Source organism: Herbaspirillum sp. FG34 (assembly GCF_057809315.1).
In genome coordinates this window covers 112,604-131,244 of record NZ_JBMDJS010000012.1, presented here as the reverse complement: position 1 = coordinate 131,244, position 18,641 = coordinate 112,604, and the positions used below count along the sequence as shown (strand labels likewise).

The following is an 18,641-nucleotide window of genomic DNA, read 5'->3' as shown; positions in this document are numbered from 1 at the left end:
ATTTGCTCGTGTTTGGACGGCGCCGTTGGCTTGGGCGCCGTCTTGTCTTTTTTGCCCATGTTGTCTGGAATTAGCGCATGAACCTGAACCAACTTGCTTCACGTTTGCAGCACATCGCTCCCTTCCATGTGATGGAATTGTCCAAGAAGGCCGATATCCTGGCCCAGCAGGGCCGTCACCTGATCCACATGGGCATCGGCGAGCCTGATTTCACCGCACCACCCGCCGTGGTCGAGGCCGCCACCCGCGCGATGGCCGAAGGGAAGATGCAGTACACCTCGGCCACCGGCTTGCCGGCCTTGCGGGCCGCCATCTCGGAGCACTACCGCAGCGTCTACGGCCTGGAGATTGCGCCGGAGCGCATCGTCATTACCGCTGGTGCCTCGGCCGCCTTGCTGCTGGCCTGCGCGGCGCTGGTCGAGCGCGATACCGAAGTGCTCATGCCCGACCCCAGCTATCCCTGCAACCGTCATTTCGTGGCGGCCTTCGAGGGACGTGCCAGGCTCATCGCCAGCGGTCCCGAGCATCGCTTCCAGCTGTCGGCGCAGATGGTGCGCGAGCACTGGAGCGAGCAGACCCGTGGCGTGTTGCTGGCCTCCCCCTCCAATCCGACGGGCACCTCGATCGCCCCCGAGGAGTTGCGGGCCATCCTGGGCGAAGTGCGCCAGCGTGGCGGCTTCACCATCGTCGATGAGATCTACCAGGGCTTGTCTTATGAAGGCGCTCCGTTCTCGGCGCTGTCGCTGGGCGAGGACGTGGTGGTCATCAACAGCTTCTCGAAGTACTTCAACATGACCGGCTGGCGCCTGGGCTGGCTGGTGTTGCCGCCGGCCTTGGTGCCGCAGGTCGAGAAGCTGGCGCAGAACCTCTTGATCTGTGCGTCCTCGATTGCCCAGCATGCGGCCGTGGCCTGCTTCACGCCCGAGACCATTGCGCTGTATGAAGAACGCAAGGCCGAGTTCAAGCGTCGCCGCGACTACATCGTGCCGGCCCTGGAAAGCCTGGGCTTCAAGGTGCCGGTGGTGCCCGACGGCGCCTTCTATGTCTATGCCGATTGCAGCGCGTTGTCCGATGATGCCGACCAGCTCAGCCTGGACATGCTCAATGAGGCCGGCGTGGTGCTGGTGCCAGGGCTGGACTTCGGCCCCTCTACGGCGCGACGTTTCATCCGACTGTCCTATGCGACCTCGCTGGAAAACCTGCAGGAGGCCGTGGCGCGTCTGCGCGTGTTCTTCGAGCGGCGTCGCCAGGCAGCCTGAAGCAGGGCAGAGCTGCAGCCTTGCCTGCCAGTGGACAGGCAAAAAAAAAGGAGCCCGAGGGCTCCTTTTTCGTGCGTGCTGAATACCGGTAATATTCACATCGCAACACACCAACCTGTATCCAGCAATATTACAGGGCAGCGAGTTGTTCTTCGGTCTTGGGCTTGGATGCCGAGGCCACGTTGTTGGCAGGCGCCTTGGGCTGTGCGGCACTGGCCGAGACACCCGAGGAGGCCGGCGGCAGCTTGATGGTCGCGGTGGTGTAGATCGACACGTTCTTGCCCATCGCCACTTGCTTCAGGTTCTGGTACTCGGAGAGCACTTTGAGACCGTAACCGCCATCATTGGCCATGTCGGCCGCACCCACGTAGCTCTTCAGGCCGGCTTCCACCGAGCCGCCACGGGTCACATATTCCTTCAGGATCTGCGAACCGACGCGGATGTTGGCGACCGGATTCAAGGCTGCCTTGATGCCGCCCAGCTCCTGGAACTTGTCGTGGTGTACCTTGGCCATCACCTGCATCAGGCCCTGCGCACCCATGGGGCTTTCTGCGAAGGGATTGAAGCGCGACTCGATGGCGATCACCGACAGGATCAGCAGCGGATCGAGCTTGATGTCGCGCGCGGTCAGGTAAGCCGCCGAGACCAGCATGTCAGCTGCATCGCTGGCCACACGATAGCGCTTGGCCAGCCAGTTGGTCACCAGTTTCTGCTGGCGCGGATTGCCCAGCAACTGGCGTTCTTCCGGCGACAGGGCCTGGATCGGTGCGTTGGCGTGCTGCACCGAACTGGCCGCAGCCGCACCTGCCAGCGCACTGACGGTGGCCATCGGCGCGGTCGGGGCCATCAGGTCGGCCAGCGCCGGCGTGGCCGGTGCCTCGGCTTCCTGGACTTCTTCAGTGGCGTCCGAGAAGGGCGACATGCTGATCAGCTTGTCGGCCAGGTCGGGATTGAAGAACATCAGACCCAGAACAAACAACGCGGCAATGCCGAGTATCGTCAGCAGACGATGAGCGATGCCGAAAAATTGAGCAATGCGTACATTTCCGGAGAGATTCCGGAAATCCACGCGGCGAACCATCTGCGGGGCGCCCGCTAAAGGCGCCTCGGAAGCTTGGTTGGACATTGAACCTCCTGCGTTATTGCGGCAAAAACAGGGCGCGCCTGGCCAAGAAGTGAAGACCAAACGGCTGAACTGTCGTCGCTGCAATCTATTGCGTTACCGTCGCAAGGCGTTACGGCAAGGCCATCCGCGAGGCCTGCTGGCCCTGCCGTCGGATGGCATGTTTCGGGGGGTAGGGCTGACGCCCTGGACACACTTCTTGAGTTGCTGGGACCCCGGTTCCCTGGATACCTTGCTAGGCTTGACTGTTTTCGATCAAGCCTCTACGAGCCCACGGCTCACCTCTTCGGTTTAGAGTGGGCGCATTGTAGAAGCCACTTTATATCGAGTCAATACTATGAAATTGGTTCTTTATAACTTTTGTGTATCATATTGCATGTGGCCTTTCGTCAAAATTCAATAGAATCAAGCGTTTGCCGGGGTTACTTGAGCCGGCTGTGATGCAAAAAGAAATTTGTTAAAAAGTATGAAATACACTGATTTGCGGGATTTTATTTCCCAGTTGCAACAAAAAGGTGAGCTCAAGCGTGTTTCACACCCCGTGTCGTCACATCTGGAGATGACCGAAATCGCCGACCGTACCCTCCGGGCGGAAGGTCCGGCGCTTCTTTTTGAGCAGGTCGACAAAAAAAATATCCCGGTTTTAGCGAATCTTTTCGGTACCCCCCATCGCGTGGCACTCGGCATGGGGGCCGACAGCATCAGTGAACTGCGCCGCATCGGTCATTTGCTGGCGCGTCTGAAGGAGCCGGAGCCGCCCAAGGGCATCAAGGATGTGCTGGACCTGGGCGGGCTGGTGAAGTCGCTGTGGGACATGGCACCCAAGGAGCGCAGCTCGGCACCCTGCCAGGATGTGGTGTGGGAGGGCCGGGACGTGGACCTGTCGCGCCTGCCGATCCAGCACTGCTGGCCGGGCGACATTGCGCCCCTGATTACCTGGGGCCTGGTCGTCACCAAGGGGCCGAACAAGAAACGCCAGAACCTGGGCATCTATCGCCAGCAGGTGCTGGGTCCGAACAAGGTCATCATGCGCTGGCTGGCCCATCGCGGCGGCGCTCTGGATTTCCGCGAGCACTGCATTGCCAATCCCGGCAAGCCCTATCCGATCGCGGTGGCCCTGGGTGCCGATCCCGCCACTATATTAGGTGCGGTCACGCCAGTGCCCGACAGTCTCTCCGAATACCAGTTCGCGGGTCTTCTGCGCGGCAGCCGTACCGAACTGGTCAAGGCCATGGGCAGCGACTTGCGCGTGCCGGCTTCGGCTGAGATCGTGCTGGAAGGGCATATCTATCCGGATGAAAAACACGCCTGCGGATTCGAGCATGCGCTCGAAGGGCCGTATGGCGATCACACCGGTTACTACAATGAGCAGGACTGGTTCCCGGTCTTCACCATCGACCGCATCACCATGCGGCGCGATGCCATCTATCACTCCACCTACACCGGCAAACCGCCCGATGAGCCGGCCGTGCTGGGGGTGGCGTTGAATGAAGTGTTCGTCCCGCTGCTGCAGAAGCAGTTCGCCGAAATCACCGATTTCTACTTGCCGCCAGAGGGATGCAGCTATCGCATGGCGGTAGTGCAGATGAAGAAATCTTACGCCGGCCATGCCAAGCGGGTGATGTTCGGGGTGTGGAGTTTCCTGCGCCAGTTCATGTACACCAAGTTCATCGTGGTGGTGGATGAGGATGTCGATATCCGTGACTGGAAGGAAGTGATCTGGGCCATCACCACGCGTGTGGATCCGGTGCGTGACACCGTCATGGTGGACAACACGCCCATCGATTATCTCGACTTCGCCTCGCCCATCAGCGGGCTGGGCAGCAAGATGGGCATCGATGCCACCAACAAGTGGCCCGGTGAAACCAGCCGTGAATGGGGTACGCCCATCGTGATGAGCGACGACGTGAAGAAACGTGTCGATGCCATCTGGAAGGACCTCGGCATCTGAGCGGGCAGGGCGCGCACCCGGTATGGCGCGCCTGACGAACATATGAAGCTTCATGCAAAAAGCCGCGTAAATTGTTTAGGCAATTCGCGCGGCTTTTCACTTTCTGATGCGCTGCAATGATTTCTCTGGCGGCAAGTCGCTGAACTGCGATACAATGCACCCCGGCGGGCCCCTGCGCATTGTGGCATGGTCAACCTGGTCAGGTCGGGAACGAAGCAGCCACAGCCATTTCCCGCAAGTGCCGCAGACAAGGCTCGCCTCTTATCTCTCTTCTGTTTCTTCTGTTTCTTCTGTTGTTCCGGCAGGTCCTCCCCCTCGACTCATCTCCTCGGATTTTTTCTCGTTGTTGAGCTGTTGCCGTCTCGCGCGATGCCATAAAAAAGGCTGACGCGAATCTGCCGCATCAGCCTCCTGCAAAACCTCGCAGCGCTACCTGTTCTTACTCGTACGGATCCAGCCGGTCGGCCAGGATCGCTGACACGCCCGTGAAGGCCGGATATTGCGCCGTGATCACATAAGTCGGAATGGCCTTGGTCAGCACGGACATGCGGCCCTTGTTCTCGAAGCGTGCGCGGAAGGCCGAACGCGCGAAGTATTCGCCCAGGTGCGGTACCACGCCGCCACCAATATAGATGCCGCCAAGTGCACCCAGCGTCAGCGCCAGATCGGCTGCAACGGTACCGAGCATGCTGCAGAACAGGTCCAGCGTTTCCAGGCAGACCGCGTCGCCTTGCTTGAGTGCGCCGTCCACGATTCCGGCGGCCTTCAGTTCGGCAGCCGGATGACCATCGATGGCCAGCAGTGCACGATGGATGAGTTCGAGCCCGGGCCCCGAGACCAGGCGTTCAGCCGACACGTGCTCATGAAACTGCCAGGCATAGGCCAGCACAGCCGCTTCACGCGCATTGGCCGGGGCGAAGGCGACGTGACCGCCTTCGCTGGCCAGCGGCAGCCAGTGGCCGTCGCCGCGCACCAGTCCGCCCACGCCCAGTCCCGTCCCGGCGCCCACCAGCCCGACCGGCTGGCCCACCTTGGGCGCGCCGCCACCGATCTGCTGCAACTCATCAGCGCGCAGTTGCGGCACCGCCATGGACAGTGCCGTGAAGTCATTGACCACCAGTAGCAGATCAAAGCCCAGCAACTGGCGCGCCGCTTCGATGGAGAAGGCCCAGTCATGGTTGGTCATCTTGATCTGGTCGCCCTGCACCGGGTTGGCAATGGCCACTGCCGCGTGCTTGACGGCGGGCTGGCCCGCCAGCTCCAGATAGGCCTGCACGGCATCGGTGAATTGCGGATAGTCGGCACCGCGCAGGACCTGCACTTGTTCTAGATGGCCGGGTGAAGTTTCCAGCGCGAAACGGGCATTGGTGCCACCAATGTCGGCCAGAAGGCGCGGACCGGCGGCGTGGGGAGGCTTGCTCGGGGAGGGAGTGGGGGCTTGCATCGTCTTGTCCTTGTTTTCTTCATGCCGACAGGCGGCAGGGCGCTGGGCGGTGCCGCCTGTCACAGTGTCAGAGAGATCGGGCCGCAGCTGCGTTACAGGGTATGAGGCGAGCCGGCGCGCCAGGTTCCGACGGATGAGCGGGTCATCCGTATCGGCGCGCATGGTAACAGCATCAGGCCAACTGTTGTAGCAGGGCGCTGCGGACCTCGGCGATGACTTCGCTCCAGTCCCCGGTCTGGCGCTGGCGGAACAGGCGCATGGTCGGATACCAGGGCGTATCGCTGCGTTCCAGCTGCCAGCGCCAGCAGGTATTGGCGCGGTTGAGCAGCCAGACTGGCTTGCCCAGGGCACCCGCCAGGTGGCAGACGGCGGTATCGACGCTGATGAGCAGGTCGAGATTGGCGAGCAGGCCGGAGGTGTCGGCAAAGTCATGCAATGCGCCGGCGCAATCCTGCACCTGGCTGGCCAGCGGATGGGCATGCAGCTGCTCCAGCGCGGCCTGGCCCACCTGCAAGGAATAGAACTCCAGTTGCGCATGCTCATGCGCCAGTTCCACCAACGGTGCCAGTGCCGAGAAGGGCAGCGAACGTTCGCTGTCGATCCGTACCGCATCCGGGTGGGTCTGGGCCGAGCTACCTGCCCAGACCAGGCCGACCCGCAGGGCGCGGTTGTGCGGCAGACGCTGCAGCCAGGCTGCCCAGGCTTCCGACTCGGGCAGCAGATAGGGCGCACGCGGTATGTCGGCTTCGCTGAAGGACTTGCAGGCCAGCGGCAAGCTCATCAGCGGGCAGTGATAGTCGAACGCGGGACGCGTGTCCTGGTCGCTGCCGATGACTTCGGCCGCCCCCGGTACCCCGGCCAGCAGGCGCTTGAGCGCGGGTTGCACTTCGAGGATGACGCGGGCGCCGAGACCGGCCACCCGCGGCAGGTAGCGCACGAACTGCAGGGTGTCGCCAAAGCCTTGTTCGGCGTGGATCAGGATGGTCTTGCCTCGCAGCGGTTGCAGTCCGAGCCAGAGCGGCTCCAGGAACTGACGTACCTGCGTACGCATCTGCGCGGTCTTCCAGCGGGATTCATAGGCCGGCCAGCCTTTGGCGAACTCACCCAGGCGCAGTTTCAGGAGGGCTTCGTTCCACTGAGCCGAATGGCTCTCGGGGCTGAGTTCGCGCGCCCGCTGATAGGATTGGCTGGCCTCGCTGAAACGCGAGAGTTGTTCCAGCGTCGATGCCCGGTTGAACCACAGGTCCGGGGAGCTGTCGCTGAGCGCCAGGGCGCGGTCGTAGGCTTCCAGCGCTTCCTCCGGACGCTGCATCTTGAACAGGACGAAGCCCCGGTTGGACTGGGCTTCGAAAAAGTCGGGCTGCACCGCCAGCGCACGGTCAAAGGCCCGCAGGGCCTCCTCGAACTGGTAGCTGTCCTTGCAGGCATTGCCCAGGTTGAACCAGGCCTCGATGAAATCGGGGCGCAGCGCGACCGCGCGTTCATAGCTGGCGCGCGCATCGCGATAGCTGTAGAGCTCGTGCTGGAGATTGCCCAGCTGGAACCAGGCATCGGCATGGTCCGGCACCAGCCGCACCGCTTGCTGCAGATCCTCCAGTGCTTCCCGGTTCAGATCGAGCCGACGCAAGGCGGCGCCCCGCGCCAGCAGGGCATCGGCGAAGGCCGGGTTCTGCGTCAGAATCTGGTTGTAGCGTTCCACTGCCTCGGCATCTCGGCCCAAATGGACCAGGGCCCCGGCGTGATCGAAATAGGTATCGGGATGGTCGGGATTGAGTTCGATCGCCTTGGCCAGTTGCGCCTCGGCGGCTTCCCACTCTTCCTGGTGCAGCTTGAGCATGCCGTACAGATAATTGGCCTCGAAATGGCGTGGCAGCTTCGCCAGCACCTTCTTGTAGAGGTCTTCCGCTGGCGCCAGCTGGCCTTTCTGGTGGAGTGCCAGGGCTTTTTGCAACAGGATGAGAGAAGCGTTGGCTTGCGGGTGCATGGATCGAGTCGAGATGAGGAGAAAGTGCCGGCGGCGCCGACAAGTGGCAAGTGTCCCAAATTCGCCGGCTTTCTGCTGGCGGATTACCGGGGCAATCGCCCTCCAATTGCGGGCTATGGCGGGTCGTCGGGTAGGAGAGAGAGGCCGGGTGAGCTGCAAGCGGGGCCAGCGCTTTTCTTTTACACTACCGGGACATCAGACAACTGATGCGCTCGCCAAGCCGGCCATGACCGGTTCTTCATCCACCGCATGCAGCTGCATGCGCCACCACGGAGTTTTCCTGATGAGTTTCGCCATTCCCGCCCCCGCCCAGGCCACCGTTGCGGTGGTCGGCGGTGCGCCGTTCCCGGTTCGCCGCATCTATTGCGTAGGTCGCAACTATGCCGCCCATGCCCGCGAGATGGGGCATGACCCTGACCGCGAGCCGCCGTTCTTCTTCATGAAGCCGGCTGACGCCGTCGTGCCGACCGATGCCGTGGTGCCGTATCCGGCGGCGACGGCGGACTATCATCATGAGATCGAACTGGTGGTGGCACTGTCCGGCGGAGGGCGCGATATCCCTGTGGAGAAGGCGCTGGAACTGGTCTATGGCTACGCCGTCGGCCTGGACATGACCCGTCGCGACCTGCAGGCGCAGGCCAAGAAACTGGGGCGCCCCTGGGACATGGCCAAGGGTTTCGACCAGTCCGCACCTTGTGCGCCCATCGTGCCGGTGGCCCAGTGCGGGCATCCGGACAAGGGTGCCGTCTGGCTCAAGGTCAACGGCGAGGTACGTCAGCAGGGCGATCTCTCGGACCTGATCTGGAACGTGGCCGAGACCATTTCCTATTTGTCCGGCCTGGTCGAGCTGTTCCCCGGCGACCTGATCTACACCGGCACCCCCGAAGGCGTGGGTGCGGTGATCAAGGGTGACCAGTTGCAAGGGCATGTGGACGGCTTGCCGGACATCAACATCACCATCGGCTGAACACCCCGGAGGGGAGGGCGCTGCGGCTTCTTCGCAGCGCTGCACAGGCCCTCGGTACCGGGCGGAAACCAAACTGTCATGAAGCCGGCGGCGATGCGGCGTATAATACGGAGTTCCGCAAGGAATTCCGGGCATTGCAAGTCGTCCGCCCGGTCAGCATCGTTTTTGGCGTTTGCATCATCCGAAGCGCCCGGCTGCGCAGCAATTGGCCGGTTCGCCCGTAACACTTCAACACAGAAAGCAATCAGAACCCGTGCGCATGCACCCCATGCACCGGAGCCGCCTGGCGGCTGCCGCGGCGCTGTCGCACCGTTCGCAATAAACCATGTCCGACACCACGTCCGCGTCCGCAGCACCGGCTGCACCTGCCGTCCGCTTTGAAGATTTCGGCCTCTCGCCCGATATTCTGAAGGCCTTGTCCGAACAAGGCTACGTCCATCCGACTCCGATCCAGGCCCAGGCCATTCCAGTGGTGCTGCAAGGCCGGGACGTGATGGGCGCAGCCCAGACCGGCACCGGCAAGACCGCCGGTTTCTCCCTGCCGATCATCCAGCGCCTGCTGGCGCATGCCAGCCACAGCGCTTCCCCCGCCCGTCATCCGGTGCGCGCCCTGATCCTGACCCCGACCCGCGAGCTGGCCGACCAGGTGGCCGAGAATGTGAAGGCTTATTCCCGCTTCACCCCGCTGCGCTCCACCGTGGTCTTCGGCGGCGTCGACATGGCACCCCAGACCGCCACCCTGCGTGCCGGTGTGGAAATCGTCATCGCCACCCCGGGCCGCTTGCTGGACCACGTGCAGCAGAAGACGGTCAACCTGTCGCAGACCCAGATCCTGGTCATGGATGAAGCCGACCGCATGCTGGACATGGGCTTCCTGCCGGATCTGCAGCGCATCATCAACCTGTTGCCCAAGCAGCGCCAGAACCTGCTGTTCTCGGCCACCTTCTCGCCCGAGATCAAGAAGCTGGCCGCCAGCTTCCAGAACAATCCGGTGACCATCGAAGTCGCGCGCAGCAATGCCACGGCAGAAAACGTCAGCCAGACCATCTACAAAGTCGAGGAGGCGGCCAAGGCCGATGCTGTGAGCTTCATCATTCGCCAGCGCGAACTGAAGCAAGTGATCGTCTTTTCCAATACCAAGATCGGTGCCTCGCGCCTGGCGCGCACATTGGTGGCCGAAGGTGTGAAGGCTTCTGCCATCCATGGCGACAAGACCCAGTCCGAGCGCATGGCGGCGCTGGAGTCCTTCAAGCAGGGGCAGATCGAGGTCCTGGTGGCCACCGACGTGGCCGCCCGTGGCCTGGACATTGCCGAACTGCCTTGCGTCATCAACTACGATCTGCCCTACAACGCCGAAGACTATGTGCACCGTATTGGCCGTACCGGTCGCGCGGGCGCTTCGGGTGACGCCATCTCGCTGTTCTGCGACAAGGATGAACGCCTGCTGGTCGATATCGAAAAGCTGATCAAGAAGAAGTTTGAGCGCGCCGAACTGGTCGGCTTTGCCCCGCGTGCCCGTCACGAACGTGGCGAGCGTAGCGAACGCGGTGAGCGCGGTGAGCGCGGTGAACGTCCCGAGCGTGGTGAACGCAGTGAACGTGGTGAGCGCAGCCGCAGCAGTCGCGAAGGTGGCGCACCGGTGGCCCGGCGCGAGAAGGTTGATCCGTGGTTCCTCAAGCCATACGAACCCAGTACCACCGAAACCGTCTCCACCAAGCCGGAGCTGGCGAAGAACAACCGTCCCAAGCCCAAGGTTGCGGCCTTGCTGGGCGGCATCCCCAAGCGCTGATGCGGACATCGGGCCTGGCGTCGATCATGCGCTTGCGCCCGGACCGAAACGCGCTCCCCAGCCGGTGAGCGCCAGGGTCCAGAATCCTTCCCTGTCACGGGCTGCGCCCGTGTCCAGTCCAAGAAAGGCCGCCGCCTGCTGCAAGGCTTGCAGCGGCTGGCCCAGGTCCAGCGCCTGGGCACCGTTCTGCTTGGAAAACTTTTCTCCCGACGCATTCATCAACAGCGGCACGTGCAGGTAGCGCGGCGTCGCATAGCCCAGCAGTCCCTGCAGGTAGATCTGCCGTGCCGTCGAGTCCAGCAGGTCGGCGCCGCGCACGATGTCGGTGACGCCCTGTTCGGCATCATCGACCACTACCGCCAGTTGGTAGGCCCAGAAGCCATCAGCCCGCTGCAGCACGAAATCCCCGACTTCCGAGGCCAGGTGCTGGACCTGCGGCCCCAGCCAGCGATCCGTAAACTGCACCAGCTCGCCCGGCTCACCGGCATCCGGCACGCGCAGTCGCAGCGTGCGTGCCGCTTTGCCGGGCGCCAGGCCCTGGCGGCAGGTACCGGGATAGAGCGCGGCGCCATCGCTGGCCCTGCCCACCCTGGAATCGGCGATTTCCTTGCGGCTGCAGCCGCAGGGGTAGGCCAGCGCGCCCAGACGCTCGCGTGCAAGCTGATAGCGTGCCTTGCGCTGGCTCTGTACCAGGACCGGTCCATCCGAGTGCATATCCAAGGCCGCCAGGGTGGCGACGATGTCGTCGGCCGCGCCGGGCACGGTGCGGGTCTCATCGATGTCCTCGATGCGCAGCAGCCAGCGTCCAGCGTGTACACGCGCATCCAGGTAGCTGGCCAGCGCCGCCACCAGCGAGCCCGCATGCAGCGGACCGGAAGGCGAGGGCGCGAAGCGGCCGACATAGGCATGACCGCTCACATCTGCTCCCGCAGGGGGATCGGTCCGATCAATGATTGCCTTACATGCGGCTGTGCCAGGTACTGGATGAACCATTTGAGCGACTTGCCCTGCTCGGCCTTGGGCCAGGCCACCATGAAGTTGTCGTTGGGTTTGGCCGCCAGGGTCTGCTTTTCCACCAGAGCGCCGGTGGCGAGGTAGGGCGCGGCCCAGATGCGCGGCAGATGGCCGCAACCGAGACCGGCCAGCTGGGCCTGCAGCTTGTCGGCCACGGTGGCCACCGTCAGCGTTTCCTGGCCCGACAGCAGGCCCATGGTCAGTGTCGGCAGGGTCTGGCTGTTGTCGCCCACGGCAATGGCCCGGTGGCTGCGCACCAGCTCTGCTGACAAGGGTTCGTCGGCGGCCGCCAGCGGGTGCGTCGGCGCCACTGCAAACACCCAGTCCACCGCGCCCAGCTCCTGCATCTGGAAGCGCCCGCTGGTGCGGACCACTTCCGGCCCGTCCAGCGTGACCCCGATGACCAGGTTGGCACGGCCTTCGATGAGCTTTTCCCAGGCGCCGGTCAGCACACCGGGCGTGAAGCGCAGCCGTGTGCCGGACTCTTCGCGGTCGAAGGCTTCGATGACCGGCAGCATCTTCTCGAAGGGAATCAGACTGTTGAGCACGATGTGCAATTCGGTCTCGCGCCCGGTGGCGGTGCGCTTGACACGCTGCTCCAGATCGCTGGCGGCCAGCAAAAGGTGTCGGCCTTCCTGCAACAATTGCAGGCCGGCCGGTGTCAACTGGGCCCGGTGGCCGCGACGGTCGAACAGCAGCACATCGAGGTCATCCTCCAGCTTGCGCACGCTGTAGGTCAGGGCCGAGGGCACCCGGTCCAGGGCCACGGCGGCCGCGGCAAAGCTGCCCTTGCGGTCGATCATGTCGAGGATCAGCAGGGATTCCAGGGTCAGGTTCACGTCTTGCTCCGCTTGTTTAAATTTTTTGAACGAACACTACGGATTTTAGACCTTATCTGCATAAAAGATAGCCACTATAGTGACGCCATCGACAAACATTTTGACCAAATCAATTCCGGTTTGGTCCCACTCAAGAAAGAGGTGTTGACATGATGGAACTTCGCAAAGCGAACGATCGTGGCCACGCCAACCACGGTTGGCTGGATTCGTATCACAGCTTTTCCTTCGCGGACTACTATGATCCCAAGCACATGGGCTTTGGTCCGCTGCGGGTGATCAACGAGGACCGCGTGGCCGCAGGCCAGGGCTTTGGTACCCATGGTCACCGTGACATGGAGATCATTTCCTATGTGCTCGAAGGTGAACTTGCGCACAAGGACAGCATGGGCAATGGCAGCGTGATCCGTCCCGGTGACGTGCAGCGCATGAGTGCCGGCACGGGCGTGCGTCATTCGGAGTACAACCACTCCCAGGACGGCACCACGCACTTCCTGCAGATCTGGATCATGCCCGACCGTGCTGGCGCCGAGCCGGGTTACCAGGAAGCGCACTTCTCGGCCGCCGACAAGGATGGCAAGCTGCGCCTGGTAGCTTCGCGTGATGGCCGGGAAGGTTCGGTCAGCATGAACCAGGATGCCCAGCTTTACGCCGGTTTGTTCGACGGTGCACAAAGCGCCGAGTACACCCTGTCGCAAGGTCGCCTGGGCTATGTGCATGTGGCCCGTGGCAAGATCAGCGTCAATGGCCAGGCCCTGCAGGCGGGCGATGCCGTCAAGCTCAGTGCGGTGGATCGCATCGAGATCAGCGGCGGCGAGAAGGCCGAAGTCCTGTTGTTTGACCTGCCGCGCTGAGCTTTGCTGCGCCGGCATGCAGGAATGCAGCAAGCAGTTTCCAGTAGCAACCCGCCGGTACCGATCACACCGGCGGTTTTTTCCGCGTCACTTCACTCTCTAGAGAAGGAAATTTCGTCATGACCAAAGTTGCCATCGTTTACCACTCCGGCTACGGCCACACCAAGAAGCAGGCCGAAGCCGTGCAGGCTGGCGCGGCCGGCGTTGCCGGCGCCGCTGTCGAGCTGATCGCCATCAGTGCCGAAGGCACCATCACCGATGAACAATGGGCCAGCCTGGACGCGGCCGATGCCATCATCTTCGGTTCGCCGACCTACATGGGTACCGTGTCCTGGCAGTTCAAGAAGTTCGCCGACGCCTCCTCCAAGCCCTGGTTCAGCCAGAAGTGGAAGGACAAGGTCGGTGCCGCCTTCACCAACTCGGCCACCATGAACGGCGACAAGCTCTCGACCCTGCACTACCTGTTCACGCTGGGCATGCAGCACAGCATGATCTGGGTCGGCACCGGCCTGATGCCTGCCAACAGCAAGGCTGCCCAGCGCAATGACATCAACTTCGTCGGTTCCTTCTCGGGCCTGATGGCGCAAAGCCCGTCGGACTCTTCGCCCGAAGAAGGCCCGCTGCCGGGCGACCTGGAAACCGCCAAGCTGTTCGGCGCGCGCGTGATGGAAACGGCTGCCAAGTTCAAGAAGTAATCTTCATCTCATCGTCACAAACCGTGAAGATGTAAAAAAGCCGACCTCGCAAGGGGTCGGCTTTTTCGTTGCCGGGATGCGCAGCAATCAGGCTGCTGCAGAGCTGGATTCATGCGCAGCTCGCTGCTTGGGCGCGCAATGCGGACAGGACTTGCCCGGCACGTAATCCGGCGAGAGCTGTTCACGCGGGGTGACCACGGCGCGGCAGGCAAAGCATTGAGCGGTCTGGGTTTCCTTGAGCTCCGGGCTCAGGGCGGTGCGATAGTCGAAGACGAAGCAGTCGCCGTTGTAGTGGGCACCGCCCACGTCCTCGAAATACTTCAGGATGCCGCCTTCGAGCTGGTAGACATGGTCATAGCCGATGTTCTGCATATGAATCGCGGCCTTTTCGCAGCGAATGCCGCCGGTGCAGAAGGTGACGACCGTCTTGCCTTCGAAATCGGCCTTGTGCTCCTCGATCACCTGCGGGAATTCGGTGAACTTGCTGATGCGGTAGTCCACCGTGTTGTCAAACGTACCGACATCGACCTCGAAGCCGTTGCGCGTATCCACCATCACCACCGGACGGCCTTCGTCGTCATGGCCCTGGTCCAGCCAGCGCTTGAGTTCCTTGGGCTCCACGAAAGGCGCACGACCCAGCTCCGGCTTGATCAGCGGATGCTTCATGGTGATGATCTCGGCCTTCAGTTTCACCAGCATGCGAGTGAAGGGTTGCTTCTCGGAATAGCTTTCCTTGACGGTCAGGTCGGCAAAGCGCGCATCGGCGCGCAGCCAGGCCAGGAAGGCGTCGATTTCATGGCGCAGGCCGGCCAGGAAGAGGTTGATGCCTTCCGGGCTCAGGATCACGGTGCCACGAAGGTTGTTCTTCTGGCAAATTTCCAGGAATGCCGGACGCTTTTCAGCGGTGTCATCGAAGCTGATGAATTTGTAGGCGGCAATGTTGACGTAGGGGGTCTGCGGGGACTGCATGATGGCGTACTCAACTGTAAGTCTTTGAATCGTCAGCATTATAACCGTGCACCCCGGGTGGCCGCAGTTATTTGGCCGGTGCCTGCGGCTTCTCTGATGCAGATCAAGGCAAGCCCGGACGATCGGGCACAAGGGGCAGGTGTAAAGTCTTCATATTTCTCACAATTCGAGAGCATTCGGAACCGGTCAGGATCGCAAGCTCCGGTAAAATGTCGACCCTATGACTACACCGCAATTTGTACACCTCCGTATGCACTCGGAGTACTCCATCGTGGATGGCCTGGTGCGTATTGACGACATCGTCAAGGCCGCCGCCAAGGATGGACAGGCCGCCCTGGCGGTGACCGACCTCGCCAACCTGTTCTGCATGGTGCGTTTCTACAAGGAAGCGCGCGGCAAGGGCGTCAAGCCCATCGCCGGCTGCGACCTGTGGATCACCAACGACGCCGACCGCGAAAAACCTTTCCGCCTGCTGGTGCTGATCAAAAGCCGTCATGGCTACCTGCAGTTATGTGAAGTCTTGTCCCAGGCCTGGCTCACCAACCAATACAAGGGCCGTGCTGAAGTCCGTATGGAATGGCTCGATGCGCTGCGCCACCAGGAAGGCGGCAATGGCCTGATCGCCCTGTCGGGTGCCGGCATGGGCGACATCGGCCAGGCCATCGACAACGGCAACCTGGCCCAGGCTGAAGCCTGCGCGCGCCGCTGGGCGGAGATTTTCCCCGGTGCGTTCTATCTGGAACTGCAGCGTGCCGGCCAGGCCAACATGGAACTGCAGGTACGCCAGAGCGTGGCCCTGGGCGCCAAGCTGGGCCTGCCGTGCGTGGCTACGCATCCGATCCAGTTCCAGAGCCCTGAAGAATTCATCGCCCACGAAGCCCGCACCTGCATCGCCGAGGGCGAGATCATGGCCAATGCGCGCCGGGTGCGCCGCTTCAACGAGCAGCAATACTTCAAGTCGCAGGCCGAGATGGCCGAGCTGTTTGCCGACCTGCCCGGTGCGATTGCCAATACCGTGGAAATCGCCAAGCGCTGCAACCTGGTGCTGCAGCTGGGCAAGCCGCAACTGCCGGATTTCCCCACGCCCGACGGCATGACCATCGACGACTTCCTGGTGGCCCAGACCAAGGCCGGGCTGGAAGTGCGCTTGAAGGAACTGTTCCCCAACGAAGCAGAACGGGAGAAGCAGCGCCCGCGCTATGAAGCGCGCCTGGAGTTCGAGAACAACACCATCATCAAGATGAAGTTCCCGGGCTACTTCCTGATCGTGGCGGACTTCATCCAGTGGGCCAAGAACAATGGCGTGCCGGTCGGCCCTGGCCGGGGTTCCGGTGCCGGCTCGCTGGTGGCTTACTGCCTGTTGATTACCGACCTCGACCCGTTGCGCTACAACCTGCTGTTCGAACGTTTCCTGAACCCCGAACGCGTCTCGATGCCCGACTTCGACATCGACTTCTGCCAGGAAGGCCGCGATCGCGTCATCCAGTATGTGAAGGATCGTTACGGCAAGGAGGCGGTCTCGCAGATTGCCACCTTCGGTACCATGGCCGCCAAGGGCGCGGTGCGCGACGTGGGCCGCGTACTGGACCTGGGCTACAACTTCTGTGACGGCATCTCCAAGCTGATTCCCTTCAAGCCGGGCAAGCTGGTCACGCTGGCCGACGCCATTGAGGAAGAGCCTCTCCTGAAGGAGCGGCTGGAGAACGAGGAAGAGGTCAAGCAGTTGATGGGCCTGGCCCAGCAGGTTGAAGGCATCGCCCGCAACATCGGCATGCACGCCGGTGGCGTGCTGATCGCGCCCGGCAAGCTGACCGATTTCTGCCCGCTCTACACCCAGGGCGGCGATTCCGGCGTGGTCTCGCAGTACGACAAGGACGACGTGGAAGCCGTCGGCCTGGTGAAGTTCGACTTTTTGGGCCTGACCACGCTGACCATCCTCGATCGTGCGGTGCGCTATATCCGCATGCTCGATCCGGCCATGGCCGATTTCGACCTGGCCAAGCTGCCGCTGGATGACCGGCCTTCCTATGAGCTGCTGACCAAGGCCAAGACGGTCGCCGTGTTCCAGCTGGAAAGCCGCGGCATGCAAGGCATGTTGAAGGATGCGCGGCCCGACCGTTTCGAGGACATCATCGCCCTGGTGGCGCTGTATCGTCCCGGCCCGATGGACCTGATTCCCGACTTCTGCAAGCGCAAGCACGGCGAAGCCTTCGACTATCCTGACCCGCGTACCGAGGGCATCCTCTCCGAGACCTACGGCATCATGGTCTACCAGGAGCAGGTGATGCAGATGGCGCAGGTGATCGGTGGCTACTCGCTGGGTGGCGCCGACTTGCTGCGCCGGGCCATGGGCAAGAAGAAGGCCGAGGAAATGGCCAAGCACCGTGAACTGTTCCGCGAAGGCGCGGCCAAGAACGGGCTGGACCAGGCCAAGGCCGACGAAATCTTCGACTTGATGGAAAAGTTTGCCGGCTACGGCTTCAACAAGTCGCACGCGGCCGCCTATGCGCTGCTGTCCTATTACACCGCCTACCTGAAGGCCCATCACCCCGCCGCGTTCATGGCCGCCAACTTGTCGCTGGCCATGGAAGATACGGACAAGGTCAAGATCCTGATCGAGGACTCGATCGATATCTGCAAGCTGGCCATCCTGCCGCCGGACATCAACAAGTCCGACTACCGCTTCATGCCGGTGGGCGAGCCGGGCAAGAAGGCCACCCAGATCCGCTATGGCCTGGGCGCCGTCAAGGGGGCCGGGCAGAACGCCATCGAAGCCATCCTGGAAGCCCGCAAGAGCGGCCCCTTCAAGGACCTGTTCGACTTCGCCAAGCGGGTGGACAAGAAGCAGATCAATCGTCGTACTATCGATTCGCTGATTCGCGCCGGTGCCTTCGACTGCTTCAAGGTCGACCGCGCAATTTTGCAGGCCTCGGTCAACCTGGCCTGGGAAAGTGCCGAGCAGGCCGAGAAATCGGCCAACCAGGTCAGCCTATTCGGCGGTGACGACAGCGACCTGGAAGCGCCGCTGGAATACGTGCAGGTACCGCCCTGGAGCGACAAGCAGCGCCTGACCGAAGAGAAGGGCGCCTTGGGCTTCTATCTCTCCGGCCATCTGTTCTCGGCCTACGAAAAGGAAGTGCGCCGCTTCGTGCGCACCAAGATCGCCAGCCTGGAACCCTCGTGGGAGCCGCGCAGCCTGGCCGGCATCATCACCGGGGTGCGGGTGCAGATGACCCAGCGCGGCAAGCTGGTGATCTGCACGCTCGACGATGGCACGGGCGTGATCGAAGCCACGATCTACAACGAACTCTTCGAGCCCTTCAAGCATCTCATCAAGGAAGACGAATTGCTGGTGGTCTCGGGCAAGGTGTCGGAAGACCGTTTCAATGGCGGCCTGCGGGTGGCCGCCGACAAGGTCATGGACCTGGGCGCGGCGCGCATCCAGTATGGCGTGCGCATGGTGGTGTCGCTCAACAAGGCGATCGACCCGAATCACCTGCGCGATACGCTGGCTGCGCATCGCCAGGAGCAGGGCCTGCCCTTCGTGATGAAGTATCGCCAGGCCGATGCGGCCTGCGAAGTCGTGCTGGGCGATGCCTGGCGCGTCAATCCCAGCGACAGTCTGCAGTCGACGCTGGTGGCGTCGTTTGGCAAGGAGGCGGTAGTGGTCGAGTATTGAGTATTGAGTATTGAGGATGTGTGACCAGGAAATCATTGAACAAGAAGCCGGGGAAGGGGCCGGATTTCCACTGATCG

The 18,641-nt window shown here is 62.4% G+C and carries 13 protein-coding genes and 1 other RNA gene; 8 read left to right on the top strand and 6 right to left on the bottom strand.

Translation table 11 applies throughout. The annotated features are described in order from the left end of the window. Positions 1–77: 77 nt before the first annotated feature. Entirely contained in the window at positions 78–1,259 is a 1,182-nt protein-coding gene (locus tag ACODSZ_RS16070; RefSeq protein WP_175344029.1) for a pyridoxal phosphate-dependent aminotransferase, read from the top strand. 130 nt (positions 1,260–1,389) lie between these two features. Here the strand turns inward: ACODSZ_RS16070 and ACODSZ_RS16065 are convergent, their stop codons facing one another. Then, a complete protein-coding gene (locus tag ACODSZ_RS16065; protein ID WP_488928038.1) occupies positions 1,390–2,385 on the bottom strand; it encodes a transglycosylase SLT domain-containing protein in 996 nt (331 codons plus the stop codon). Between the two features lie 463 nt (positions 2,386–2,848). Here ACODSZ_RS16065 and ubiD point away from each other — a divergent pair, with 463 nt between their 5' ends. Both ubiD and ffs read left to right on the top strand, forming a co-directional pair. After that, positions 2,849–4,333, top strand: coding sequence for a 4-hydroxy-3-polyprenylbenzoate decarboxylase (ubiD, locus tag ACODSZ_RS16060; RefSeq protein ID WP_488928037.1), 1,485 nt, complete (start codon positions 2,849–2,851; stop codon positions 4,331–4,333). 163 nt (positions 4,334–4,496) lie between these two features. Then, an RNA gene (ffs, locus tag ACODSZ_RS16055) (signal recognition particle sRNA small type) lies at positions 4,497–4,595 on the top strand. Between the two features lie 177 nt (positions 4,596–4,772). Here the strand turns inward: ffs and ACODSZ_RS16050 are convergent. Together ACODSZ_RS16050 and ACODSZ_RS16045 are read right to left on the bottom strand one after the other, a co-directional pair. Beyond that, complete coding sequence (locus tag ACODSZ_RS16050; protein ID WP_488928036.1) at positions 4,773–5,777, bottom strand: glucokinase; 1,005 nt, start codon at positions 5,775–5,777, stop codon at positions 4,773–4,775. Positions 5,778–5,949: 172 nt separating this feature from the next. After that, positions 5,950–7,761, bottom strand: a complete 1,812-nt coding sequence (locus ACODSZ_RS16045) for a tetratricopeptide repeat protein (protein ID WP_175344026.1) — start codon at positions 7,759–7,761, stop codon at positions 5,950–5,952. 283 nt (positions 7,762–8,044) lie between these two features. Between ACODSZ_RS16045 and ACODSZ_RS16040 the strand changes: the two genes are divergently transcribed. Both ACODSZ_RS16040 and ACODSZ_RS16035 read left to right on the top strand, forming a co-directional pair. Beyond that, positions 8,045–8,728 carry a fumarylacetoacetate hydrolase family protein gene (locus ACODSZ_RS16040; RefSeq protein ID WP_008331332.1) on the top strand — a complete coding sequence of 228 codons (684 nt, stop codon included), beginning with the start codon at positions 8,045–8,047 and terminating at the stop codon, positions 8,726–8,728. A 325-nt stretch (positions 8,729–9,053) separates the two neighbouring features. Further along, positions 9,054–10,517 (top strand): DEAD/DEAH box helicase, encoded by a 1,464-nt coding sequence (locus ACODSZ_RS16035; protein ID WP_488928035.1) that lies wholly within the window; start codon positions 9,054–9,056, stop codon positions 10,515–10,517. A 24-nt stretch (positions 10,518–10,541) separates the two neighbouring features. Here the strand turns inward: ACODSZ_RS16035 and gluQRS are convergent, their stop codons facing one another. After that, entirely contained in the window at positions 10,542–11,435 is an 894-nt protein-coding gene (gene gluQRS, locus ACODSZ_RS16030) for a tRNA glutamyl-Q(34) synthetase GluQRS (RefSeq protein WP_488928034.1), read from the bottom strand. Next, complete coding sequence (locus ACODSZ_RS16025; RefSeq protein WP_488928033.1) at positions 11,432–12,370, bottom strand: LysR family transcriptional regulator; 939 nt, start codon at positions 12,368–12,370, stop codon at positions 11,432–11,434. The genes gluQRS and ACODSZ_RS16025 overlap by 4 nt, the downstream gene beginning before the upstream one ends. 149 nt (positions 12,371–12,519) lie before the next feature. Between ACODSZ_RS16025 and ACODSZ_RS16020 the strand changes: the two genes are divergently transcribed. Both ACODSZ_RS16020 and ACODSZ_RS16015 read left to right on the top strand, forming a co-directional pair. Next, positions 12,520–13,221 carry a pirin family protein gene (locus tag ACODSZ_RS16020; RefSeq protein ID WP_220407381.1) on the top strand — a complete coding sequence of 234 codons (702 nt, stop codon included), beginning with the start codon at positions 12,520–12,522 and terminating at the stop codon, positions 13,219–13,221. Positions 13,222–13,340: 119 nt separating this feature from the next. Then, positions 13,341–13,916: a flavodoxin family protein gene (locus ACODSZ_RS16015; RefSeq protein ID WP_488928032.1), complete on the top strand. Its 576-nt coding sequence runs from the start codon at positions 13,341–13,343 to the stop codon at positions 13,914–13,916. Positions 13,917–14,003: 87 nt separating this feature from the next. On the opposite strand, the gene ACODSZ_RS16010 is transcribed toward ACODSZ_RS16015, so the two are convergent. Continuing rightward, positions 14,004–14,885 carry a sulfurtransferase gene (locus tag ACODSZ_RS16010; protein WP_486727984.1) on the bottom strand — a complete coding sequence of 294 codons (882 nt, stop codon included), beginning with the start codon at positions 14,883–14,885 and terminating at the stop codon, positions 14,004–14,006. A 220-nt stretch (positions 14,886–15,105) separates the two neighbouring features. On the opposite strand from ACODSZ_RS16010, the gene dnaE reads away from it, so the two are divergent. Continuing rightward, positions 15,106–18,564 (top strand): DNA polymerase III subunit alpha, encoded by a 3,459-nt coding sequence (gene dnaE / locus ACODSZ_RS16005; protein WP_488928031.1) that lies wholly within the window; start codon positions 15,106–15,108, stop codon positions 18,562–18,564. The last annotated feature ends 77 nt before the right edge of the window (positions 18,565–18,641 follow it).